This window comes from Embleya sp. NPDC005575, assembly GCF_040605455.1.
Taxonomy (GTDB): domain Bacteria; phylum Actinomycetota; class Actinomycetes; order Streptomycetales; family Streptomycetaceae; genus Embleya.
Window position 1 is genome coordinate 12,453 of sequence record NZ_JBEXCV010000047.1, and the last position, 23,858, is coordinate 36,310.

The window sequence follows — 23,858 nt, forward strand, 5'->3', positions numbered from 1 at the left end:
CCTGTCATGCCTGGATAAATGCTCGCGAATAGTCGCATTTCGGGCCGAGTAGCGGGCCCGTGCCGCGTGTGGCACGGGCCCTTTCGTGTGTTGCGGTACGGGTCAGTCGGGCAGGCGGTCGAGAAGCCAGGTGCACAGCTCTTGGGTGACCTGGGTGTGGCGTTCGTTGTGTGACGCGCAGACGAATTCGTCGACTTCGGCCTGTTCGGGGTCGAGTGCGTCGATGTTCGTGTACAGGTCGTCGTGGGTGTCGAGGCCGCGGGCGGCGATGGCGCTGACGGCGGGGACGAAGCAGTGCTCTGCGATGGGGTTGGCGACGCCGAGGCCGAGGACCTTGTTCAGCGCGTCGGCGAGGATTTCGAAGCTCTCCAGGGTGCCGCCGGGGGCGCCGTCGATGTCGGGGAGGCCTTCGACGCGGGCCTCGTTCTTCTGCGGGGTGACCACGCGCAGCGTGGCGGAGAGGGTGTCGGCGCCGGTGGGCGTGGTGCGCAGGTCGGTTCCGATGATGCCCAGACCCTTGCCCTTGACGGCGGTGGTGCCGGGCTTGATGCCGTTGCCGCTGCCGGTGGCCACACCGTTGGCCAGGGCCAGCTTCAGCGGGATCTGCGGCCAGGTGCCGACACGTTCGAGTTCGTCGAGGAATTGGGTGCGCAGGGGGCTGACGGAAGGCTTGTCCGACCAGTTCTCGATGTGGCGCCACAGGAGCTGACGCGCGGCGGGGCTGTTCATCTGGTCGGAGAAGCGGGGGTCGAGTTTGCGGATGTAGTGGGCGAACGCCTGGAGGGAGAGCGGGATGTGGGCGCCGTTGTGCGGGCTGTCGTAGGAGAAGTACACGGCGGTCCGGTGGTCCATGCGCTGGTACTCCATGCTGGCGAGCGCGTAGCGCGTGACCAGGCCGCCCATGCTGAAGCCGCCGACCGTCAGCCGGCTGTCGCCCATCTGCTCGGCGATGGTCCGCATGATCGCCGCGATGGCCGCTTCGGCGTTGTCGAGGATCGAGGCGCTGCGCTCCGCGAAACCGAGCAGGATCACGTCACGGCCCCGACGGCGCAGTTCGGTGATCAGCGGGTAGCCGCCGTTCTCCAATCCGGCCCAGAGGAATTCGAGCGTGCTGGGTCCGGTGTTGAAGCCGTCGGCCATGAGCACCGGCCGCACGATGCCCTGGTTGCCCTCGCCGTGATACACCCAGGCAATCCCGCCGGGCAGTTCCCACGTCTCGTCCGGCTGCGGAGGCGCCTGCGCGGGGAGTTCGCGCGGGCCTGCGGCGAGCACGATCGGCGGCGCCGCCTTCAGGGCATCGGAGGCGTCGCGTTCGGTGGGTTCGGACATGCGTGTTCCCCTGACTGGACGGGAATTCGGGACGGCCCGGCACCGAGGGCACGGGCCCGAACCCATTTGGCCAAACGACCGGTACGGTGTCGAGGTCCGACGACGAACGCCACTCGCACGGGTGACGGCCGAGTGGCCCTCGATCGACGTGCGCACCTCGGTCCGGGTTCCGGCCGACACTCCGGCTGACACCGTATGCCGCAGGGCCGGCGGTGGTACCGGCCGCCCGTGACGATCACGGTCCCGGCCGAGCCGATATCGGCCGCCCCGGTCGAATCCCTGCCGCGCGCCGGGGTGTTCGAGCCGGCTCCGTTCCTGGGGTGGCGCGCTCGGCCGCGGCCCGGCATGGGTCCTGTCCCGCCGGGGGACCGCCTTGTCGGACGCGTTCGCGGACATCGCCGAGGCCGCCGACCGGGACCTGCCGGACATGGACGGCTCCTGGACGGCGAGGGTCCCCGGCCGTGGGCAGCTCCGTTGGCTACCCCCGGGCGGACCGTTCACCTCGGCGCGGACCGGGGTTCGGGGCGCTCCACGCCGACGAGCTTCGATCGCGCCCGGGAACACCACCACGGAGGTGCCCGGCATGTTCGATCACGGAGCCGGATCCACGGCATGCAGGACCGCTCGGTCCCCGTCCCCGGTAAGCAGGATCGCGCGGCCGGCGCTGACGCCCCAGGGGATGGCGGCGTGGTCCGGCACCGCTACGACGCCGGACATCGTCAACGCGACGGGGTGGCCGTCGCGCGTGCCGTACGCTCGGCCGCCGGCGACGGAGCGGGCGACGAAGCCCGGGGTGACCGACGCGCGCCCCTCGGCGAGATCGACGACGACGGGTCCCAATGCCGCGAGGGGATTGCCGTCAGGGTGGATCCAGGCGCTCGACAGGGACCCGGTGGGAGCGTCGGCGCCGGCGAGCACCCGGCCGGAGGAGGAATCGTGCACGGCGAGTGTTTCGCTGCCGTCCCCGGGGCCGGACCACACGACGGCGACCGTCCCGTGCCCGCCGCCGGCCATGCGCAGTATGCGCGCGCCGGGGCGCGGCGGCAGCGGAGCCACCACGCGTGTCCTCCCGTCGAAGCCGAGCAGCTCCCAGGGGCCGACGGCGCGCCCCGCGAGGACGTGCGCCGCGTCGGCGGCCATCGCTACGGTTCCGGGAGAGAGCCGAACCGGAACGAGGGCATCGCCGCGCAGCACGGCGGCCGATCCGTCGGGCCCGGTCACCAGAGGGAGGGCGCCGGCGTAGCTGACGTGGGCGCCGGGCGCGAGCTCGACGGTGGTGGGCGGACGCGAGGGTTGGGGAGCGTGGTGTGGGGACCACACCACGAGCCGGCCCTCGGTCTCGGCGACGAGCACCGGCGCGGCCGGGTCGCCGGTCGCGTGCAGCGCGGCGTTGCCCGCCGGCAGCGGCTCGCCGACCCAATCGATGTGCCCATCGTGCGGATCGAGGATGGCGACACGACGGTCCGGCGTGAGTACGGCCAGGACACCCCCGAGGGCTGCCACGCTCGGCCGGCCGGCTCCGGGTGGCGCGATCGACCGCGACCAGGCGGACGTCTGCCGCCAGCCGGTCGGAGCGGTGATCGCGGCGGGCTCTGCACGCGAGGTCGCGCTCGGTCGGGACCCTGTGGATTCGTCGTCCGGCCATACGAGGACCGCGACGACCGTGACCGCCGTGGCGACCGCGAGGCCGATAGCGGCCGGCGCGACGCGGAGACCGGAGCGGGACGCGCGCCGCCGCGCGCGACCGGGTCGTGCGGGCGTGGTCGAAGACGGCTGTTCGGCCGGCGGGGCGGCTTCGGGCACGTTCGGCGGCTCGTGCGGGTCGTGCTCGGAGGCGGCCTGCCCGTGCGGGTCGTCCCCTTCGGTGTCGACCCACCACTCGCCGAAGTCGCCGTCGTGGTCGTCGGTCGGTGCCGCACCCCCTTCGCACGACGGGGCGTGTGTCTCGTCGCCGGGGATGTCCACGTCGGGATCCGGATGGGGCTCGGCCAGGAACGTGAGCGTCCCGTCCGGGTCGACGAGCAGGGGATAGCGCGTGCCGTCCGGGTCGACGTCGATCGCACGCACGGGCCGGTCAAGGAGGGACGCCGTGAAGCGGACCTCGTCGATGGCGGCATGCCGGGCTTCCGCTCCCTCGGGAACGTAGACGGGCGTGCCGTCCACGGTCGCAGTCCCGTCTTCGGGGTACTCGATGACGAACAGGGGCGTGGCCGGGACGGCGGAGGCGTGGTTGGTCAACGGTTCTCCCGGGCTCTCGGACGGTTCGGGTGGGCGCGGACGTCGTCAGCGAGAGGTCGCCGGCGCGCAGGTGGCCGGACCGGTGTGTGGCCCCGGGCGAAGCCCGGCGCTCGTTGCCCTGCCAAGGGACCGCGCGGCCCCCGTGGCCGCAGTATGCGGGCGGGGCCGTCGGGCGGGGCGTCGACTGCGGCCCGGTGACGGGTATTCCGGTCGAACGCGTCCGAGACCGTCCCACACGTCGACGTCCCCCGCCCGACGGCTCGGGGCAAGACGAAGCCCGACCCGGCGACAAGATGACCCCTCGGCCATGGTCGGCTCCTCGTTGTCGTCGATCGGGTGATTCCGGCACCCGGCTTCCGTACCGTCACGTGGGCGCGCCCCGGTCGCGGTATCGGTTCAACGAGCGACCCACGCCCCGGCAACGGATCAGTCGCCGGATTGCGGCGGTGGCGACCCCGGAAGACCTGCCCGGTCGGGTCGAGGAAGCCGACGTGACCTGTGCCGAAAGACGTCCGAACCCGTGGGCCGAATCCGTGAACCACCCACCGTGATTCGTGACTCGCGCCGCGAGGCCACCACAGCACCGGAGTAACTCCCCGAGCATGCACGCGTTACCCCCTACGGGACAGACCTCGTGCCTACGGAGGAACGCGTGCATATCACTCGACCGGCCGCCGCAGCGGCTCTCCTGCTCCTACTCGTGGCCGCCTGCGACACCGCGCCGTCCACCACCCCTACCCGAGCCCTCGATCCCGCCCTGGCCGCGAACAGCGTGCCTCTTCCCGACGCCGGCACGCCCGGGATCTCGCCGTCCACGACGAATCCCCTCGGCTCCACCGGCGCCGCGACACCCGCGACCTCGGCGGAGATGGCACCTCCCGACCAGCGAGAGGGCTCGCGCGCCGACACCCGATCGACCGGATCCTCCCCGTCGTCCCGTGGATCCGGCGCGTCGGACCGCGCCGACCATTCCTCCGGGTCCGAGACATCACCCCGACGCGGTCAACCCGACCGCACCACGTCCAGGGCGGGCGCCGTCGACCCCTGGGCCGCCTGTGGCTTCGGCGTTCGGTTCAGCGGCCGGACAGACGATGCCCCCGAAGCCCGCATCTGCCGTTCCGCCCACGGCTGACACGCACCGGACGGTGTCCGGTCGCTCATACGGGCGTTCGGTTCGAAGACGACTCTTCGAAGCCGTGATTCCGTGCGTCCGGCCAACTGTGATGCCCTGTCGGCTCGTGTGACCTGGCGTTGGTTCGTGGGGGGTGGGGTGTGTGGGTTGGGGCGCCGCAGGTGTGGTGCGTTCAACGCCAGTTCGAGCCCGACGCCCTCCAAGAGCGGTATCGGGCCGAACAGATGGCAACCACCCACCGAGATCGCCGACTTGTCCGAGGGACTCCGACAGGCACACCGCGCCCGCGAGGAAGCCGAACCACACCTGGCACGAGACGGCGCCAAAGTTGTGGCCGATCCACAACGCCCATGTCGCGGTCGGTCGTGACGACTTCGGAGGCAGCATCACGCCGCTGACGGCGTACACGACCGTCGAGGCCCGGTCGAACCAGGCCTACCCCGAGCGGTTCGCGGACCCACGCGCCCGACCGACGCGGAGTTCGCCTCGATGTACGTCGTCGCCCCGCTGACGGCCGTGCCGCCGGTTCCGTCGAAGGCCGGTGCGAATCACCGTGTGGCGTTCGCACCGGCCCTCGGAGACCGGTCAGTTCGGGTGCTTCACCCACGGGGATTTCGCATACCCGCTGTCGACGTGGAACACCTGGGGTTTCCCGTACAGGTTGCGGATGCGGATGGTCCAGACGGCCACCCCCTGCTCCGGCTGCACCACCACCTTGAAGTCCGCCGGGCGCCCCGCGTGGCGCCACTGCGCGCAGGCCTCGACGCAGACGGCCACCAGTTCGGCGAAGTACCTTGTGAGCTTGACGCCCGAGGGCGTCTTCCCAGTCTCCTCTTTCATGTGCTTCAGGCAGGCCAGGTCGGTCTCCATGCTCGCCGTGCAGAAGGCCCGCGGAACCCACGACTCGTGAATGGGGATCCAGGTCAGCGCGGTGACCCCGCCGGGACACTGGATCTCCGCGTAGCCGAGCTTGTGGATCGTGGCGCACACGAAATCCCACTCGACGCCGCGCCACGCGAGCACGTTGACCGCCTTGGACAGTTCGAGCGTGGTCGACTTCGCCGGCATTCGCTTCTTGAGCGCGGCGAGGATCGTCTCGTTCCGACAGTGCGCGAGGACCTGCGCGATCTCCTCCGGCTCCAGGCCTGCGATGCACACCAGCCACGGCTTGCCGTAGAACGCGACCATCGACGTGCACGCCTTCAGCGCTGGTGCCTCCATCCCGGAAAGGCACGTGAACCGGTCGACGACCTCGGGGCGGACCAGGCTCACGCTGCCGCACAGGTTCAGGTTCGCTGTGACGACCGCGCCGATCGGCGCCGCGCACAGGTTGGTGATCTGCTGCTTCTGCTGGTCCTCGGAGAGCGTGTAGGACGTGCCGAGTCGGACGTCGATCTGCTGTCCGAGTGTGACCGTGGTGACGTGGAGCAGGGGCACGGCGATGTTGCGGTGCTTGGCCAGCGGAGCGGTGAGCGGTTCGAGGATCACGGTGAGCTGGAACGAGCCGATATTGAGCACAGCGGCGTCCGCATCGGCAACGGTCGCGGTGAGTTCGTCGAACGCCGCGGTGTACGAGGCCAGTGCGGTCGTACGGTGCAGTTCGACGGTGGTCGAGCGTTGGGCGAACGCCGCCAGCTCGCCGTTCGCGCCGGGCAGTGCGGCCAGGAGGTCGTTCATCAGCTTGGTGGGCGAGGTGAACGCCCCGAGCCGGTCCTTGGTGGCGGTCGTGAGCCGTGCGCCGGTCACGTCGGCGCTCATGATGTCGTCGTGCCGGACCGACAGCAGCTCCGCGAGGGCGGACGCGACGGAATCGTCGAAGTGGGCCTTCAGGTCCTCGAACATCCCCAGCGCCAAGTGGTCGATGAGCGCGGCCATCTGGGCCTTCCACAGCGCCCGTCGCACCGGGTCGGCGATGTGCGCGAGCTGCGCGTCGATCTGCTGGTTGGCGTTGTCCTTCCACTTCTGCATCGCGCTGTTCGCCTGGCCCCGCAGCACCAAGTGCAGTGCGGGCTTCAGTTCGGCCTCGTTCGCGGGCCGCTCGGGCGGAGTATTGCCTGCCCCACCGATCGTGTGCTCGGTCATTGCCGCACCCCCAATCCCCCGCCGCGCTCGACGCCACGAGCGGGACAAGGTCGCGGCGGGCGACGGCACCCGACAATTCTGACAGCGAATCAACTCCCCGTGGGACAAAACGCGTTGATTCGACAGGACGGCGAACCGGCGCAACGCGCACGTGCGGCGGGCGGTGCACGGAATCGGGGAGCCGCCGACGTGCCGGGCCAACGTTTCGCGGGTGCGGTCGTCGTTGACGCGGGCGCCGGGTCCGCCGCTGACAGCAGACCCCGGATGGCGGCAGTACCCGATGCGAGTCCCGCTCGACCCGCAGGTGACCGTCGACCGCCACGTCGTCACACCACTCGCCATGCCGGAGTCGTGCGCGGCGTCCTATGTGGCCGCCCTCGCCGATTGACCTGCCTGGCTGAAGGGGCACCCGTCCCGCCATGCCCGACCGCCCAAAGGGGACGGGCATGGCGGGACGGGCGGTGCACACCGAGCACCGTAGGGCGCCGTGGCCGCGCACGAGATGGTCGCGTGAGGCGATGGCGTGGCCGCGCACGTTGCGTGGCGGATCCATTGGCTGCGGAGCCGGTCGGGATACGACACGGCGGTCGCCCGTAACCCGCATGCAACCCGAAGCGTGGTTGCGGCGTGACGTTTGTGGATGCTCGCGTCGAGAACCCGGCGTCGGCAGCCGACACACCAACTGCCCACGGCCTTGTGACGATCGCGGGGTCGCCCCCCGGTCGGCTCACCGAGCGAGCGTTCTCGCCGGAACCTGCGGCAGCCGATCCGGCGCGCACCCGCCCGCCGACGCCGACGCCGACGCGGATGTCGGCGATCGGTAGTCGTGCGCTTCGGGACACCTATATGAAGGAGTAGCTTCTTGACCACTCACCTACGGCGTGTCACCCGCCCACGGATGTTACTGGCGCTGCTGGCGGCCCTGTGCGGGCTCGTCGCCACCACCCTGCTCGGTACGACTCCGGCGGCGGCGGCCGATCAGCGTCAGGCGATCTATGCCATCGCGCACCGGGTCGACACCCTGGACGGCGTGGACGCCGCGATCAACCACGGTGCCAACGCCATCGAGATCGACGTCTGTGCCTGGTGGAATCCGAACGAGTGGCGTGCCTGGCACGACTGTTCCTCGGCCGGTGAGAACCGGCTGGGCCCCAGCTTCGACGCCATGCTCGACCGCATCGTCTCCAACGCCAAGGCGGGGCGCCGGTTGGCGCTGGTCTGGCTGGACATCAAGGACCCGAACTACTGCGGGGAAGCGCCGAACCGCACGTGCAGCGTCGCCGGACTGCGGGACAAGGCACAGCGCCTGACGGCGGCCGGGATCCAGGTTCTCTACGGCTTCTACGAGTACCACGGCGGCGGCACCCCGGACGTCGGCGGCAGGGGCTGGAAGAGCCTGGAGGGCAGGCTCGGCCCGCTGGAGGGCATCACCACGACCGGGACCCGCGACCAGGTCGTGAACGCGTTCGACCGATCCGGCTCCGGATTCCCGGCCGGCCGGCGGGCGATGGACTACGGCGACAGCGACATCACCAAGGGGTTCGGCAACTGCACCGAGGCCACCCGGAACACGTGCGCCGAATTGAAGAAGGGCGCCCGGGACCGCGCCGCCGGACGACTCGCGGCCACACTGTCCTGGACAACCACCTACAACGATCCTTGGTACGTCGACAAACTCCTGGGCGACGCACGCGTGGACGGCATCATCGCGGGCTACGGGGCCTACACGGGGGTGCGCGACTACGACAACAACTGGCAATGCGGCAACGCCGTCAAGATGGTCCGTGACTGGGTGAACGCACACAGCGGCACCCACCGCATGGCCAACAGCAGCGACCGCCTGTTCAGGTAGCACCACGCGGCTCCGGGGCCGGATGAATACCGTTCCGCGTCCCCGTGGGTTGCCTCGGGCCGTCGGCCGCCGTTCCCGGCCGACGGCCCCCTCTCGACAGGAAGGGGGCCGGTGCCGGTCGTCGTCGCGGTCGCGTACACCGCGCAGATTGCCATGGTGGTCGTGCAGGTCGAGGGGGCGCGTGGAGACCCGATACCCGGCCGACGCGGTGGAGACGGCCGCCTCGTGAGCGACGTCCACAACGTGACATCATCCGGGTACTGGGCCACATCGCCGGACCGGAACGAGGCTGAGATCGTCGGGCCGATCGATTCACCGGAGGAAGCCGGTGTCGGCCAGTGTGTGGCACCCACGCAACCGTGTGTGAGCACGAGGAGGTGCCGGAGAGCGGTGGATCCTGCGCTCCCCATCGTTCAGGCGTGGTTGCGGCGGTAGACCCGAGTGGCCTTGACCATGGCGACGGCGGCCGCGGTGGAGAGTACGGCGCGGATGCCGTTCCAAATATTCCAGGTGGTCTCGAAGTCGGCGCGGGTCTTGCCAGGGTCGACGCTGCCGGCGCCGGCGAGCATCTCGTTGAGCGGGACGTTGATGCCCGAGGTGGTCAGGACCGTCGTCGTGTAAAGCGCGAGGGCGGCGACCGCCCACCGCAGCGTTGTGCCGCCGCCACGCTTGCGGAGCCTCCACGCGGCGACGGCGGGTGCGACGAGCGCGGCGGTGAAAACGGCGAAGAACAGCGGGTTCTCGATGTTGGTGTTGATCTGCTGCATCGAGTGGACGAAGTCCGCGTCGCCCTTGGTGCCGAGTAGCGGCATGACGACGGTGGAGAACGCGACGTACGTGCCGGCCATGAGCGTGTTGGCGACGGTTCCGGCGGTGAGCCAGCGGCCGACGGTGTCGCGGGTGGTGGCGATCGACTGGGGGGCGGGGGCGATGAGGGTGTGGTCGAAGGCGGCCATGGCGAACTCCAAGCGAAACGAAAGAGGATGGGGGAGAGGCGGTGCGCGGTTTCCGCGACCGGCCGCTCCGTTCTGCGACACCTCAAGAATCGCGTGCATGCTCCGGTCGAACAACGGCCGTTCCCGGAAGCACTGTTAACCCCCGGGTTACCGATCTTCGGTTCCGGTCCGGAGCGCTCCGCGCCCGACCCGGGCGGATTACGGAAAGAGTGTTGCGTCCGGCAGGTTTCAGGCGAGGGCGGCTGCGTACTCTTCGTCGGTGACTGGCTCCAGCCAGGTGGTGCCGTCGCCGGTGTCGTCGCCGACGGTGAGGGCGAGGTGTGCCATGAGGGTGGTGTCGGTGGCGCCGTGCCAGTGCTCTTCGCCGGCCGGGCAGGTGACGGTGTTGCCGGCGGTGACGCGGACGACGTGGCCGTCGCGGGTGCCGACCAGGCCAACGCCGTCGGTGATGTGCAGGACCTGACCGAGGGCGTGGGAGTGCCAGTTCGTTCGGGCGCCGGGGGTGAACCGCACCAACGCCGCGACCAGGTAGGCCGGTTCGGCGGGCGCGGCGATCATGTTCAGGTAGACGTCGCCGGTGGACCGGTCGGCCGGCCCCGTGGCGGTGGGGGCGCTGGGCGTGAGACGCATCGGAAAACTCCGTTGGGTCGAGCGGGCGGGTCGGGCAGGCGCGCGTCAGACGGTGAGCAGGGCCTTGATGGCGCGGCGTTCGTCCATCGCCCGGTAGGCCTCGGCGGCCTGGTCGAGCGGGAGGGTGAGGTCGAAGACCTTGCCGGGGTCGATCTCCCGGCGCCAGATCAGGTCGATCAGCTCCGGCAGGTACTGCCGCACCGGCGCGGGCCCGCCGTGCAGATGGACATGGGAGAAGAAGAGTTCCTCGCCCGGCAGCGCGACGTCGTGGGAGACGCCGACGTAGCCGACGTGCCCGCCGGGGCGCGTGGAGCGGATGGCCTGCATCATCGACTCCTGCGTGCCGACCGCCTCGATTACCGAATGCGCGCCCAGCCCGCCGGTCATCTCCTTGATCCGTGCCACGCCCGCGTCGCCGCGCTCTTCGACGATGTCGGTCGCCCCGTACTCGACGGCGAGCTTCTGCCGGGGTTCGTGGCGGCTCATCGCGATGACCCGCTCTGCGCCGAGCCGCTTGGCGGCGAGCACCGCGAGCAGGCCGACCGCGCCATCCCCGACGACCGCGACGGTCTTGCCGGGCCCGGCCTGGGCCGCGACGGCGCCGAACCAGCCGGTGCCGAGCACGTCGGACGCGGCGAGCAGGCTGGGGACCAGGTCGTCGTCGGGCATGCCGGGGGTGGCGACCAGGGTGCCGTCCGCGAGCGGCACGCGCAGCCGCTCGGCCTGCGACCCGAGCGCGCCGACCGGTTCGCGGTGCACGCACGAGGACTGGTAGCCGGCGCGGCAGATCTCGCAGGTGTTGTCCGAGGCGAAGAACGACCCGACCACGAACTGCCCGGGGCGGATCGCGGTGACCGCGCTGCCGACCTCCTCGACGACGCCGACGTACTCGTGCCCCATCGGGGCCGGGGCGGCGAGCCGCTCGATCCCGCGGTACGGCCACAGGTCCGAACCGCACACGCACGTGGCCGCCAGGCGGATCACCGCATCGGTCGGGGCGAGGACCGCCGGGTCCTCGCGCTCCTCGACCCGGACGTCGCCGGGGGCGTGCATCACGACACCGCGCATGGTTGTGCTCCCATTTCTTCCGGAGGGCGGCCGCCGCGCGGCCGCCGGGCACTCGGGCCATTCAAGGACGGGCCCCGGAACCGGGCGGGTCAGGCGCGCGCGCAGGCAAGCCACGCTCACCCGTATGCCCGGCCGACCCGCGCCCCCGGGCCAGGGCGCTCAGCGCCGCGTACACGCGACAGAAGCCGGAGCCCTGCACGGGAGCCTGCAAGGGACTCTGGACGCGGTCACCGCCGGGCCCGCGTTCGTCCGCAACGGCCGCATGGACCTGCCGGCCGCCAACGCGCTCGCCCGCGCCTTCTACGCCGACGCGTACGCCTTCGCATCCGAAAGCCCCGGCGGGCGTCCCGCGAACCTGGCCCGCTTCCAGTTCCTCGCCCCGGCCGCGCGCCGCTTCTACCCCGACTGGGATCTCGCCGCCGACATCTGCGTCGCCATCCTGCGCACCGAAGCCGGCCGCAACCCGCGCGACAAGGACCTCCACGACCTCGTCGGCGAACTGTCCACCCGCAGCGACGCGTTCCGCACCCGCTGGGGCGCCCACAACGTCCGCCACCACGGCACCGGCACCAAACGCTTCCACCACGCCGTCGTCGGCGAACTCACCCTCGCCTACGAAGGGCTCGACATGGCCGCCGAACCCGGCCTCACCCTCACCGTCTACACCTGGCACGGCCGTACGTTCTCGCCCGCCTGGGGCTCCCGCGACAAGCGCTCCATGCTCCCGGTCGCTCCCGAACTCGTCGCGGAGATCGCGGTGGACTCCGCGTTCGCGACGGGCCTGCCGCGCCTGCTCGGGGAGATCGCCTACGCCACGCGCACCCGCGCCGGCCTGCTGCGCCATCCCGCGTGGCATCGACTGAGGCCGGATCCGGCCCCGGAGGATGCGACGTCGGAATGGGTCCGGCGGGCCGGGGCCGCCAATCAGAAGGGTGCGATGCCGGTGCCGGTGATGTGGGCGTGCCGGTCCAGGACGCGGTCGACGGTGAAGGAGGCGGCGCGTTGGTCGACGCGCAGGAGGCGGGTGGTGGCGGAGGCGATGCGGTTCATGTCGACGGTGGGGTCGTCGGTCCACACGCGTCCGCCCCAGGTGCCTCCGGTTTCCAGGCGCAGGTGGGCCTCGACCGGGATGCTCGCGCCGTCGGCGGCGACGATCGCGGGCCCGTCGTATCGGTCCTGTGTGTGGAAGGCGCCACTCATGTCTCGCGTCCGCTGATCCGGGCGACGTGGTCCGCGCTCGCGACGACGACGAACCGGTGCCCGAGCGCGGTGGGCTCGGTGTCGAGATGCAGGACACCTTCGGCGCCGGTCTCCAGGACGGGCCCGCCGTCGATGATCCCGCTCCAGGTGTGGGGGAGGGTGTCGCCGTCGACCGGCCAGTCGAACAGATCGGCCGTGACCTCGACGTCCCCGTGACCGGGAACCGTGACGTAGCCGTGCGCCGCGTGGATCTCCATGATCCGAGTGTGCGTCGACCCGTCTCGACCCGCCGGCGCCGGAACGCGCGGCTACGCGGACGGCCCGCCCGCGCGCCGGCGTCCTCGCGGGCGGTGATCAGGGTTCGTATGGCGCGCATCCGCGCGGCCCGCGGCCCGCGGCCCGCGGCCAGGGGCCCGGTTCAGCGCCTCGGCGTCCTCGGTCCCCGCCACGCGCCGGCACTTTAGGTGCGTGCATTCGAATGCGAGCTGGTGATCCAGCAGCGGGCGAGACGCTCGGGCAGTGAATCGGATATGTGTTCGATGTAACGGACGGCGTCCCGCGCGTCGACGCGACGCCCCGCCGGCCCGCCCGGATTCGCTCGGACGTTCGCGAAGAGCAACAGGTGCCGGGAAAGTCGGGCAGCATGTTCAGTGTCACCACCTGTCGCCGAGGGCGATGCCGGGAGCGGCAATGACACCGGCCCATTCGTTGTCGGTGGCTGCCGGCCGGTCGGCATCAGGTGGGGGTCAGCGGTGTGGCCTGGGCGATGAGGAGAGCGATGTCGTCGTGATCGTCGGGGTGCCGTAGCGCCTGCACGAGCCATTGACACATCTCCCCAAGGGGTCGACGTGGCTGTGCGAGGGTGTGGACCAGGAGATCCAGGCGCTCGTCTATGGGGTGGTGGCGGGTTTCGACGAGGCCATCGGTGTAGAGGAGGAGACGGTCGCCCGGGTTCAGCTCGAAGGTTGTGGTCAGGAACGGGATGCCGCCGACGCCCAGGGGCGCCCCGGTGGGCAGGTCGAGGAGTTCCGGTGGAGCGTCGTCGTGGGCGAGGACGGGCGGCAGGTGCCCGGCGTTGGCGATGTGGCACTGCCGGCGGTGGGGGTCGTAGACGGTGTAGAGGCAGGTTGCGATGTAGTGCTCGAGCCCGCGGGTGATCTTGTCGAGGTGTTGCAGGACCGCGTCGGGAGCGAGGGCGAGGTCGGCGAACGCGCAGGTGGCGGTGCGCAGGCGCCCCATGGTTGCGGCGGCGTCGATGCCGTTGCCCATGACGTCCCCGATGACCAGGGCGGTCTTTTCGTCGGCGAGGGGGATGACGTCGTACCAGTCGCCTCCGATCTCGCTGGAGGCTTCGGCGGGCTGGTAGTAGGACGCGAAGTCCAGTCCGGTCAGCGGGGGCGGTTCGCCGGGCAGGAGGCTGCGCTGGAGGGTCTCGGCGGCATTGCGGACGCTTTGGTGCCAGCGGGCGTTGTCGATGGCCACGGCGGCGCGGGCGGCGAGCTCGACGGCGAGGATCACGTCGTCCTCGTCGAACGGGAGCGGGTTGCCGGCGCGCATCAGGTCGAAGGCGCCGAGAACTTCGTTGCGCGCGATCAGCGGCACGGCGAGGTAGGAGTGCACACCGGCCCGGGCGAAGGCGCTCGCGGCGTCGGAGTTGCGGGCGATCCGCAGGAGGTCGTCTCGGTCGGTGTGGGCGACGACGACGGGCCGGCCGGTGTGGACGCACTGGGTGATCAGTCGGTCGGCGCCGTAGGCGGCCAGGTCGCCGGCCTTGTAGGCGGCGGCGGCCTCGGTGGGGTGGTCGGCGGCGACGGCGAGCGCACGGAACAGCTCCGGACCGTCGGACGGGGCGGTGGTGCGGCGGAAGGCCAGGACGGCGTCGAGGACGTCCACCGCAGCGAGGTCGGCCAGTTCGGGAACGGCGACGTCCGCCAGCTCGTGCGCGGTCGTCTCGACCTCCAGGGTGGTACCGACCCGAGCGGACGCGTCGGCGATCACGGCCAAACGGCGCCGAGCCCGGTCCGCCTCGGTCGTCGCCCGGTGCCGTTCGGTGACGTCGACGACCGAGGTCGCCACGCCGATCACCCTCCCGTTCGATCCTTCGAGCCGGTAGTACGACACGGACCAGGCGTGTTCGTGGTCCGGGTCCGAGGGGGTGCGGCCGACGGTGTACTGGTCGATGAGCGGTGTGCCGGTCAGGAGCACGTGCCGCAGCGCGGACTCGATGGTGTCGACATCGAGGAACGGCACGATGTCGTGCGGGCGGGCGCCGATGTGGTCGGCGGCGCGGATGCCGTTGATGCGTTCCAGGGCCGGGTTGACCAGGAGGTAGCGAAGATCGGTATCCATCAGCGCGATGCCGATGGGCGCTTGCGAGACAAGGCGCTCGGACAGGGCCACGTCGGTCTCGACCCGCCGCAGGGTGGTCTGGTCGGCGACGATGCCCAGGGCGTAGACGTCGCCGAGGTCGTCCAGCAGCCGCATGTTGCGGAACTCCGCCAGGCGGGTGCCGCCATCCTTGTGCCGGATCGGAAAGGCGCCCGCCCAGCTGGCCCCGGTGCCCATCACCTCGGCGAACAGCTTGTGCACCAAATCCCGGTTCTCCGCGTGGACCAAAAGCTCTTCCGCATGCCGGCCCAGGGCCTCCTCGGCGGAGTAACCGAACACGTCGTCCGCCTGCGGGCTCCAGAACACGATCCGCCCGCTCGTGTCCAGGACGATCGCAGCGACACCGAGCAAGTCCAGTAGGCCACCCGGCGGCGACGGGCCGGCCTCGTTCTCGGATCGTTCGCCTTCGGGAGGCATCGGCACATCCGCCATCCTGGAACGCTCCCTCCAAGGGCAGCCCTCGCAGCCGCGCGCGCGACCCTTCTTCCATGCTGAGCCCCCGAGCCGGGCGGAGCAAACAGCAGAACATGGCCCCCGTGGACGACGACGCCTTTGATCGACACGGGCCACAGCCGGGCGGTGGGCGCGTTCACGAATCCTCCACCGGCGTTCGTCGGGCGGCGCGGAGCGGCCCGACGAACGGGTGGGTGTGCCGCGTGGGTCACGGTGTCGGCGACGCGGCCCGACGAGTCAATCCTTGCGGCCGACAGCGCCGTACAGCCACACCAGGCTCTCGTCGAACGTCCCGTACGAACCGTCGTCGGGATCGTCGTCTGGGTCCCACCGGGGAAGCGGTACCAACCCGGGCGGCAACAGACGGAATCCGTCGAACAACGACAGGATTTCCTGCCGTGTGCGCAGCACCGCCGGCGCCGTCGCACGGTTGTAGACCCGCGCTCCGTTGTGGGCCCGCTCCGCGTCGAAGTCGGCGCTGGTGTGCGAAAGGACCAAATAGCTGCCGGGGGCCAAGGCGTCACGCAATTCGGCCACGAGCGCGCGCGGATCCTCCTCGTCGCGCACGAAGTGCAGCAACGCGACCAGCAATACGGCGGTCGGCCGATCGAAGTCGATGACCTCGCGCACCTGGGGATCGGCCAGGACCGACTGCGGCCGGCGCACGTCCGCCTGGACGTACGCGGTACGGCCCTGCGGTGAACTGCGCATCAGCGCCCGCGCGTGGGTGAGCACGATCGGATCGTTGTCCACGTACGCCACCCGTGCGTCGGGCGCCACGTCCTGTGCGACTTCGTGGGTGTTGCCCGCGGTGGGGATACCGGTGCCGATGTCGAGGAACTGGCGTATGCCGTGCCGCGCGAGATGTCGTACCGCGCGCCGGAGGAAGACCCGGTTTCCACGAGCCGACGGCCGCGCACTGGGGGCCGCGGCGATGACCTGCTCGGCCGCGTCACGGTCGGCGGCGAAATTGTCCTTGCCGTCGAGGTAGTAGTTGTACATGCGCGCCGGATGGGGGCGGGTCACGTCGATGCCCGGCGGCACATGGTTCCCGACCGATTCCTCCCGAGGTAACTGCCACGTACTGCTCGATTCCACCATCGACGTACCCACCTTCTCCGCGGTTCTCTGCCTGCCCCCGCACGCTAGCGCGTGTCTTCGATCCTGCGCAGGTCCGCGACGCCCCGCACCGCGTCTCGCCGCACTGGCGAAATAGCCGTGCGGAACCCCATATGTCAGCTCATCGGTGCGGTGCGCGACGGACGCGGAACGCGGTGGTTCTTGGACTGCTCGGCGACGGAATGGTCGCGGGTGGGCACCAGAGCGCCGTCCACGATCGGCACGGTGTCCTGGCGGAACCGCCGGCGGGAGCGGAGCGCGAGCACTGTGCCGGGTGCCGCCGGACCGTCGCCAACGGCGCGCTCAGACCGTGGAGTCCCGGTGCGAGCCCGTCGTGAAGGCGAGGATGTCGGGCACTGCCTCGTACAGGCTCGCGAAGTGGCGGTGCACGCCGTCCACCGGGACCGAGGCGTTGACTCCCCACACCGTCATGCCGGCCCGCAGCCCGGACTCGACTCCGGAGCGGGCGTCCTCAATGACCAGGCAGTCCTCCGGCCTGGCGCCAAGTCGTTCGGCGGCAAGCAGGTAGGGAACCGGTGACGGCTTGCCTTCCGCGACTGCGGCGGCATCCACGAGCACACCCGGAATCGGTAGCCCGGTCCGGGCAAACCGCCCACGCACCCGGTGCTCGTAGTTCGAAGTCACCAGCGCCCAGCAACCCGAGGGCAGGCCGGGCAGCAACTCGGATGCACCGTCGAAAGCGGCATAGACACCGGACCGGACGTCCTCATCCTCAAGCTCGTGCAGCACGGCCAGGCACTCCCGCGGGTCCTGCTCCGGGGCCACCCAGTACAGGACACAACCTGTCCGCTACCCCTGCAATGGTGGTCCACGAGCCGCCTAGGGGACACAGCCCCAGGTCACGGTGGCCGCGCCGTGCCACTTCCGTCGCAGCGGCGCACATCCGAGGAACCCAAGGCAAGGAGCGGGCCATGTCCGTTACGACCACCACCCACCTGAACTTCCGGGGGGCCGCGCGCGAGGCGCTGGACTTCTACCAGTCCGTCTTCGGCGGGCGGGTCGTCGCCGTCACCTACAAGGACGCCGGCAACGTGCAGAACGAGGACGAGGCGGACTGGGTGATGTGGGGCGAGGTGGCCGGGGACGACGGCTTCCATGTCATGGCCTACGACGTGCCCTCTCAACTGCCCTGGAACCAGGGCGAGAACCCCTTCTTCGTCTCCGTGCGCGGCGACGACGCCGACGAGATCAGCGCCCTGTGGCAGAAACTGTCGGACGGCTCGACGGTGATTCGGCCCTTGGCGGCCGCGCAGTGGGCGCCGCTGTACGGCATGCTCAGCGACCGCTTCGGCGTGACCTGGGTCCTGGACGTCACCGCCCCCTACAACGGCTGACCCGTCCGGGCCGGTGCGACGGACAGCGCCTTCGCACCGGCCCCGCGGGCTTGGCACGAGAACGACAGGGGGCCGCCGGGACGCGGCGGTCCGGTGGAGAGAAGCGAAAGAAGCGGGTCACCGTGCGAATGCAACAGCTGGGACGGACCGGTATCGAGGTCAGCGCCTACTGCCTGGGCACCATGGTGTTCGGCAGGATGGGCAATCCCGACCACGACGACTGTGTGGGCATGATCCACCGCGCGCTGGACGGCGGCATCCACTTCATCGACACCGCCGACGTGTACGGCTACAGCGAGACCGAAGAGATCGTCGGCAATGCTCTCAAGGGGCGCCGCGACGAGATCGTGCCGGCCACCAAGTTCAACGGCCCGATGGGCGAAGGCCCCAACCGCCGCGGCAGCTCACGCCGCTGGATCGTCACTGCGGTCGAGGACTCGCTTCAAACGGTACGCGCAGGGCGTGCCCGCGCCTTCAGGTCGAGGGCGGCTTCCACTCAGCGGAGTTCCTGGCCGCCACCGCCGCGACATGAGTCGATACGGCACCTCCGATTGCCTCGCGAGCTTCGGCGGAGCCGCCCCGGTGCCCCGCGACTCGGCACGCACCGCGTCCCCACTTGATCCGGCCGTGACCGGATCGGTCCGCACCCGGACCCGATGCGGCCTGTCGCCACCCCAGCTGCGCCCGTCAGGCTTGGGGGCATGACCCGAGCACTGATCGTCATCGATGTCCAGGAGTCCTTCCGCGCCGGCCCGCTGTGGGAGACCATCTCCAACCCGAAGATCGCCGACCGGGTGGGCCGACTGGTCCGGCTCGCCCGCCAAGCCGGAGACCTGGTGGTGTGGGTGCTGCATTCCGAGCCCGGCAGCGGCGATGTCTTCGACCCCGCCCTCGGCCATGTCCGGCTGATGGAGGAGCTGCAGCGCCGGGACGGGGAACCGCTGATCCACAAGACATCGCACAATGCCTTCACCACCACCAACCTGCAGCAACTCCTCACCGGGCGCGGCATCCACGAGCTCTCCGTCTGCGGCATCCGCACCGAGCAGTGCGTGGAGACCACCACCCGCGTCGCGAGCGACTTCGGCTACCTGGTTACCTTCGTCATCGACGCCACCGCGACCAACCCCATCCCGCACCGGGACGCTCCCGCCGACCGGAGCGTCGCCGAACTGCTGTCGGACCCCCGCACCCTCAGCGCCGAGGAGATCATCCGGCGCACCGAGTACGCCCTTGCCGGCCGCTTCGCCACGATCACCACCGTCGACGAACTGGAAGCCGCGGCCGCTGCCGAGGCATGATGACCGGATCGTGAACCACATCGTCTTCTTCCTGGTGCCCGGAGTCCATCTGCTCGACCTGGCCGGCCCCGCGCAGGCCTTCTCGACGGCCGCGGACTTCGGGTACCCCAGCACGCTCAGTTACATCGCCGAGCAGACGCAGGTCCCCACCGCCCAGGGGCTGCCGCTGGTGGCCCGGCTGGAGTGGCCCGAACTCGGCCCCGAGGACCTGATCGTGGTGCCCGGCTGGCGGTCGCTCGCCTTGGCCGACAGCCCCGCCATCGGTGCGGCCTCCCTGCAAGCCCTCCAGGACCACCATGCCAGGGGCGGCACCGTGGCCAGTGTCTGTGCCGGAGCCGAAGCCCTCGGCCGGGCCGGCCTGCTCGACGGTCGGCGCTGCACGACTCATCACGACATGCAGGACGAGCTCGCCCGGCGCCATCCCAGAGCCATGATCGTCCGCGATGTCCTGTTCACCACCGATGACCGGGTGGTCACCTCGGCCGGCATCGCCAGCGGCATCGATCTGGCACTGCATCTGATCGCGACCCGGCACGGCCCGGCCGTCGCCGCCCAGGTGGCCCGGGACATGGTCGTCTACGCGCGACGCAACGGCCACGAACCGCAGACCAGCGCGATGCTCCGCCACCGATCCCATCTCGACGAGACCGTACATCGCGCTCAGAACCTCATCGACGCCCGCTTCGACCAGCGGCTGGCCCTGTCCGCCATAGCCGCGGCCGTGGGCGTCAGCGAACGCACCCTCACCCGCCTGTTCAGCCGCGCCACAAACGGCCTGACCCCGCTGCGCTACCAGCAGACACTCCGCCTCGAACGCGCCCAACACCTGATCGGTCACGGCGCGACGGTCGATGCCGCCGCCCGCTCGGTCGGCTTCGAGGACCCACGCATGCTGCGCCGCCTGCGCGCTCGCGCAACCTGACCGGGTCGAGGGCGCGGGCCCGGTCGCGAAGGCGAGGCCCGTGCGTGGGAGAAGGTGACCGACGCGGTGTTCCTTGCCTACCATTCTGCATTCCGCGGGACGTGGCGCAGGTGAAGTACGAGATGGTGCGGCGGATTCGGATCGACAAGGTCCCGGTGGTGAGCGCCGCCCGTCGACACTGTCAGCCCGGCAGTCTCCCAAGCCATGCCGACGCAGTCGACTCCACCTGGTCGGCGAAGTGGTCGTCGTCGTGCGACATCATGGGCCGGGAGCCCTTTCCAGCAATGCGTCGCGTCCGTGACCACCTCGCCCACCGACCCAATGCAATCAGGTCGACTCGACGGGCACGCTCGTCGTCAGCCGCTCGCCGTCTCCCGAGATCCGGCTGTGGGCTCCATGACCTCCTTGAGGCGTTTGCCGAGGAGGATGAACAGCAGGATGAGTCCGACCGTGAGAAGTATGTGGCCGATGCCGGCGATCAGCTTGATGGCCTCGGGCACATGCTTGTCGAGGACGGTCTGTGTCCCGTGCACGAACATCATGGCGACGGAGACGGCGATCCCGGCGTTGTAGGTCCAGTAGAACCAGGTGAACAGCCTTGTCCCGGACAACTGGAAAAGCTTGTCGAGGGCGAGCACGATGAGGAAGACCAACATGCCCAGTGCGAGCAAGTGGGTGTGCATCAGGGCCAGTTGGGTCTTGCCTTCGAAGTCGTTGAGCTTCGTGAACTCGCGATAGTACAGCCCGGAGATCACTCCCAGGATCATGTAGACGTGCGCGGCGTGGTACGACTTTCGCATTGTTCTGTTCGCTTTCCATGGGTTGGTCACGAGTAGGTGCCGGGACGGCGGTGGAGCAGGTCGACCTCAACACGCGTAAGCGGAGTCCGGCTCTCGCCCATTGCCGTCACCCGCGGTTGGTTGAAGATGACGGCCTCGCCGTCGTGTGGGCCCCGATGTGGCACTCCGTCGCGGTCCGCGCGCTGGATGACCCGCTCGATCGGCGCGCTCTCGGGAACGGGTGAGTGATGGTGCGGCACGAAGCCGTGGTCAGACGGGGCGAGCCCGGCCCAAGGGGTGTATTCGCTCAGGCGGTCTCGGTGTCCTTCGGGTCGCCGACGAGGCCGTGCAGAGTGGGCGACAGGATGCAGGCCTCGGCGCTCCGACCGGCGTAGACGACACTGCCGCGCCGTAGTAGGTCGAGCACGGCGCCGGGCGGGTCCTGGCCACTGGCACGCATGGTCATGCTCCTTTGCCGGCCCCTCCGGGACGAGAGCGAAATTCCCCCGGAGGACGGCCGATCATCCTTGGATGGACGGCGAAGGGCCCCCGGGGCCTGCACAGCGCCGTCTCTCTCCGCACGTTTTCGATCGTGATCACTTTCGATCCTCGGAAGGCCCGGATCAAGGCCCAAGTGTGCAAGGGTCGGTGATCGAAACTCACCAATGGAGGCGGATGGTGGAGCGGCACGAGATCGAGACGTTCCTGACGCTGGCCGAGGAACTGCACTTCAGACGGACCGCCGCGCGGCTGGGACTGGCGCAGGGTCGGGTGAGTCAGACGATCAAGAAGCTGGAACGCCGTATCGGCGCACCGCTGTTCGAACGCACCAGCCGCCGCGTAGCCCTGACCCCGATCGGACAGCAGCTCCGCGACGACCTATTGCCCGCATACGAACAGATCCAACGCGCGATCGCGCGGGCGATCGCGGTCGGGCGGGGCATCACCGACACTTTGCGCGTCGGCTACTCCACCCCGTGGGTGGGAGATCTCGTCGTCCACGCCGGCGACGTGTTCCGGGCACGTCATCCCCATTGTGACGTCCACGTTCGGGAGGTCCAGCTCAGCGACCCGCTCGGACCCCTGCGGTCCGGAGAACTCGACCTCCAGATCACCGAGTTCCCCATCGACGAGCCGGACATCGGCGCCGGCCCCGTCGTCTTCCTCGAACCCCGTGCCCTGATGGTGCCCGCCGGTCACCCCTTCGCCCGGCAGGAGACCCTGTCGCTGGAAGATCTCGCCCACACGCCGCTCGTGACGGTCACCGGAAGGATTCCGCAGGACTGGCTGGACTACCACCTGCCGACCCACACCCCTGCGGGCCGCCACATACCCCGAGGTCCGACCACCGCCTTCTGGCCGGAAATCCTCGCGCTGGTCGCGGCCGGCAAGGGTGTGTTTCCCGTCTCCGCCCGCGCCGCCCTCTACCACGCCCGCCCAGGTGTCGCGTTCATCTCCTTCCGGGACGCCCCGCCCGTCGCCTACGGCCTGCTCTGGCCCACCGCCGGTGAGACGCCCCGGGTACGTGCGTTCGTCGAGATCGTGCGCGAGGCCGTCGGCATCGACGACGGTGCCTCGATGTAATCCGGCCCGACGGGCGTCGAGCCGACGGTGGCGCCGGCCTCAGGTCGGCGGGGCTGAGCCTGAGTGGTCGTATCGGGATGCGCTGATCTGCGGGGCAGTTGCATACTCAGCGCATGGTCTTGCCCGCTGGTCGGTTCCGGGATCCGCGCAGCACCGAGTATGACTTCATCAGCTCGGTCATCGTGCGGTGCCCCGGTTGCGCGAAGGCTGCTCGTGTCGTTCCTGCGCCCGAAGTCTCCGATCCCGGGGGACGGATGCTGTTCCGGCCGCGACGTCTGGTCTGCCGCGGCTGCGGACTGTCACGGGTGTGGGACGGCCGGAATGTCACGCTCTCTCGCGGCACAGCTCGGCCTGCGGCGGATCCGTACTTCGGTATGCCGCTGTGGCTCCAGGTCGAGACCCGGCATGGGTGGTTGTGGGCGTACAACCTCGAACATCTCGACCTGATCCGCCGTTTCGTCCAAGCGTCGCTGCGAGAACGAACGCCCGGGTACGACACCGGACAGAAGATGACCTTGGTTGCCCGCCTTCCGGCATGGATCAAGCGAGCGAAGAACCGGGACGAAGTTTCTGTTCTTCCGGCGCGCAGGGCGGTCAGCGGGTCGACGTGGTGGCGTATCGGGCGAGGAACAGGTCGACGCCCGAGGTGATCATCTCGGCGAGGTCCGCCTCGTCGATGTCGGTGTTCGGGGAGAAGGTGTGCATCAGTTGCGGGACGCCGAGGGTTGCGGCGACCAGCTGTTGGACGGCGAGCTCGGGGTTCGGGGCGTCGAGCGTGCCGCGGGTGTTGAGTTCGGTGACGGCCTCGACCAGCGGGCCGTTGTTCATGTCGTAGCTGACCCGGTACCAGAGTTGGCCGAGTTGCGGGAAGCGTTCGAGTTCGCCGATGACCAGGCGGCGTAGCGACATGATGTCGGGGCGCAGCAGGATGCGGGCCCAGTCGGTGGTGAGCCGGATCAGCGCGTCGCGCAGGTCGGGGGCGTGGAGGATGCTGGTCCGGGTCGGCTCCAGGTCGGCGTACGTCCTCGGCAGCACGCCGCCGACGACGGCGAGGAAAAGGCGTTCCTTGCTGCCGAAGTGCTTGTAGATGGTGGCCTTGGAGACGCCGGAGCGGGCGGTGATGGTGTCGATTCTGGCCGCGGTGTAGCCCTCGGCGAGGAATTCGGCGAGCGCTGCGTCGATGATCGCCTGGCGCTTGCGCACGGCGGTGTCGTCGGGGTCCGGGATGATCGGGATGCCGTAGTCGTCGGTGGCATCGGGGGTGTCGGCGGCCATGTGCGGTGCCCCTTTCGCTGGGGCCGTGCGCCGTCTCCGGCGCGCGGCGCAGGACTGATCGGTACGGTTCAGTCTATGTACTGAACGGTTCAGACGGCAAAGTCGACGACGACAGACGCCGCGCCGGCTCGCGCCGGCGGCTCGCGTGGGGGTGTCAGGGCGCCATCCGGCCGTGCGAGGCCCCGGTGGTGGTCT

The 23,858-nt window shown here is 70.1% G+C and carries 18 protein-coding genes and 4 pseudogenes; 8 read left to right on the forward strand and 14 right to left on the reverse strand.

The genetic code is table 11. The features are described from left to right. Positions 1-102: 102 nt before the first annotated feature. The 3 genes from ABZS54_RS18005 to ABZS54_RS18015 all read right to left on the reverse strand — a co-directional run bounded on the left by ABZS54_RS18005 (position 103) and on the right by ABZS54_RS18015 (position 6,781). Positions 103-1,329, reverse strand: a complete 1,227-nt coding sequence (locus ABZS54_RS18005; protein WP_355536323.1) for a hypothetical protein — start codon at positions 1,327-1,329, stop codon at positions 103-105. 591 nt (positions 1,330-1,920) lie between these two features. After that, positions 1,921-3,567 carry a hypothetical protein gene (locus ABZS54_RS18010; protein ID WP_355536326.1) on the reverse strand — a complete coding sequence of 549 codons (1,647 nt, stop codon included), beginning with the start codon at positions 3,565-3,567 and terminating at the stop codon, positions 1,921-1,923. A 1,717-nt stretch (positions 3,568-5,284) separates the two neighbouring features. Next, the gene (locus ABZS54_RS18015; protein ID WP_355536329.1) at positions 5,285-6,781 is read right to left on the reverse strand and encodes a hypothetical protein; all 1,497 of its coding nucleotides are present in this window, start codon (positions 6,779-6,781) and stop codon (positions 5,285-5,287) included. Positions 6,782-7,643: 862 nt separating this feature from the next. On the opposite strand from ABZS54_RS18015, the gene ABZS54_RS18020 reads away from it, so the two are divergent. After that, positions 7,644-8,633, forward strand: a complete 990-nt coding sequence (locus ABZS54_RS18020; RefSeq protein ID WP_355536332.1) for a phospholipase — start codon at positions 7,644-7,646, stop codon at positions 8,631-8,633. 413 nt (positions 8,634-9,046) lie between these two features. Here the strand turns inward: ABZS54_RS18020 and ABZS54_RS18025 are convergent, their stop codons facing one another. The 3 genes from ABZS54_RS18025 to ABZS54_RS18035 all read right to left on the reverse strand — a co-directional run bounded on the left by ABZS54_RS18025 (position 9,047) and on the right by ABZS54_RS18035 (position 11,287). Next, a complete protein-coding gene (locus ABZS54_RS18025) occupies positions 9,047-9,589 on the reverse strand; it encodes an anthrone oxygenase family protein (RefSeq protein ID WP_355536335.1) in 543 nt (180 codons plus the stop codon). A 228-nt stretch (positions 9,590-9,817) separates the two neighbouring features. Continuing rightward, the gene (locus tag ABZS54_RS18030; protein ID WP_355536338.1) at positions 9,818-10,219 is read right to left on the reverse strand and encodes a cupin domain-containing protein; all 402 of its coding nucleotides are present in this window, start codon (positions 10,217-10,219) and stop codon (positions 9,818-9,820) included. A gap of 45 nt (positions 10,220-10,264) precedes the next feature. Beyond that, the gene (locus tag ABZS54_RS18035) at positions 10,265-11,287 is read right to left on the reverse strand and encodes a zinc-dependent alcohol dehydrogenase family protein (RefSeq protein WP_355536341.1); all 1,023 of its coding nucleotides are present in this window, start codon (positions 11,285-11,287) and stop codon (positions 10,265-10,267) included. Between the two features lie 196 nt (positions 11,288-11,483). Between ABZS54_RS18035 and ABZS54_RS18040 the strand changes: the two are divergent. Next, a pseudogene (locus ABZS54_RS18040) lies at positions 11,484-11,951 on the forward strand (transcriptional regulator); the annotation flags it as partial. Between the two features lie 532 nt (positions 11,952-12,483). On the opposite strand, the gene ABZS54_RS18045 reads toward ABZS54_RS18040, so the two are convergent. From ABZS54_RS18045 to ABZS54_RS18065, 5 genes and pseudogenes are all read right to left on the reverse strand, one after another. Beyond that, complete coding sequence (locus ABZS54_RS18045; protein ID WP_355536344.1) at positions 12,484-12,744, reverse strand: hypothetical protein; 261 nt, start codon at positions 12,742-12,744, stop codon at positions 12,484-12,486. A gap of 478 nt (positions 12,745-13,222) precedes the next feature. Continuing rightward, positions 13,223-15,292: a SpoIIE family protein phosphatase gene (locus ABZS54_RS18050; RefSeq protein ID WP_355536433.1), complete on the reverse strand. Its 2,070-nt coding sequence runs from the start codon at positions 15,290-15,292 to the stop codon at positions 13,223-13,225. Positions 15,293-15,565: 273 nt separating this feature from the next. Further along, positions 15,566-16,429 carry an SAM-dependent methyltransferase gene (locus tag ABZS54_RS18055; RefSeq protein WP_355536347.1) on the reverse strand — a complete coding sequence of 288 codons (864 nt, stop codon included), beginning with the start codon at positions 16,427-16,429 and terminating at the stop codon, positions 15,566-15,568. A 170-nt stretch (positions 16,430-16,599) separates the two neighbouring features. Further along, a pseudogene (locus tag ABZS54_RS18060) lies at positions 16,600-16,719 on the reverse strand (IS5/IS1182 family transposase); the annotation flags it as partial. Positions 16,720-16,750: 31 nt separating this feature from the next. Then, positions 16,751-17,233 (reverse strand): annotated as a pseudogene (locus tag ABZS54_RS18065) (HAD family phosphatase); the annotation flags it as partial. 146 nt (positions 17,234-17,379) lie between these two features. Between ABZS54_RS18065 and ABZS54_RS18070 the strand changes: the two are divergent. The 4 genes and pseudogenes from ABZS54_RS18070 (at position 17,380) to ABZS54_RS18085 (ending at position 20,025) form a co-directional block, all read left to right on the forward strand. Next, on the forward strand, positions 17,380-17,802 hold the full coding sequence (locus tag ABZS54_RS18070) for a VOC family protein (protein ID WP_355536350.1): 423 nt from the start codon (positions 17,380-17,382) through the stop codon (positions 17,800-17,802). 122 nt (positions 17,803-17,924) lie between these two features. Next, positions 17,925-18,254, forward strand: a pseudogene (locus ABZS54_RS18075) (aldo/keto reductase); the annotation flags it as partial. 249 nt (positions 18,255-18,503) lie between these two features. Beyond that, complete coding sequence (locus ABZS54_RS18080) at positions 18,504-19,103, forward strand: isochorismatase family protein (RefSeq protein ID WP_355536353.1); 600 nt, start codon at positions 18,504-18,506, stop codon at positions 19,101-19,103. Positions 19,104-19,113: 10 nt separating this feature from the next. After that, positions 19,114-20,025, forward strand: a complete 912-nt coding sequence (locus ABZS54_RS18085; RefSeq protein WP_355536356.1) for a DJ-1/PfpI family protein — start codon at positions 19,114-19,116, stop codon at positions 20,023-20,025. Positions 20,026-20,381: 356 nt separating this feature from the next. Here the strand turns inward: ABZS54_RS18085 and ABZS54_RS18090 are convergent, their stop codons facing one another. Continuing rightward, a complete protein-coding gene (locus ABZS54_RS18090) occupies positions 20,382-20,825 on the reverse strand; it encodes a DUF2871 domain-containing protein (protein WP_355536359.1) in 444 nt (147 codons plus the stop codon). A 286-nt stretch (positions 20,826-21,111) separates the two neighbouring features. Continuing rightward, positions 21,112-21,264, reverse strand: a complete 153-nt coding sequence (locus ABZS54_RS18095; protein WP_355536362.1) for a hypothetical protein — start codon at positions 21,262-21,264, stop codon at positions 21,112-21,114. Positions 21,265-21,479: 215 nt separating this feature from the next. On the opposite strand from ABZS54_RS18095, the gene ABZS54_RS18100 reads away from it, so the two are divergent. Together ABZS54_RS18100 and ABZS54_RS18105 are read left to right on the forward strand one after the other, a co-directional pair. Next, positions 21,480-22,388, forward strand: a complete 909-nt coding sequence (locus tag ABZS54_RS18100) for a LysR family transcriptional regulator (RefSeq protein WP_355536365.1) — start codon at positions 21,480-21,482, stop codon at positions 22,386-22,388. A gap of 113 nt (positions 22,389-22,501) precedes the next feature. After that, positions 22,502-23,038 (forward strand): hypothetical protein, encoded by a 537-nt coding sequence (locus ABZS54_RS18105; RefSeq protein WP_355536368.1) that lies wholly within the window; start codon positions 22,502-22,504, stop codon positions 23,036-23,038. On the opposite strand, the gene ABZS54_RS18110 is transcribed toward ABZS54_RS18105, so the two are convergent. Further along, positions 22,983-23,663 carry a TetR/AcrR family transcriptional regulator gene (locus ABZS54_RS18110; RefSeq protein ID WP_355536371.1) on the reverse strand — a complete coding sequence of 227 codons (681 nt, stop codon included), beginning with the start codon at positions 23,661-23,663 and terminating at the stop codon, positions 22,983-22,985. The two genes, ABZS54_RS18105 and ABZS54_RS18110, sit on opposite strands and share 56 nt — an antisense overlap. Positions 23,664-23,858 lie beyond the last annotated feature (195 nt).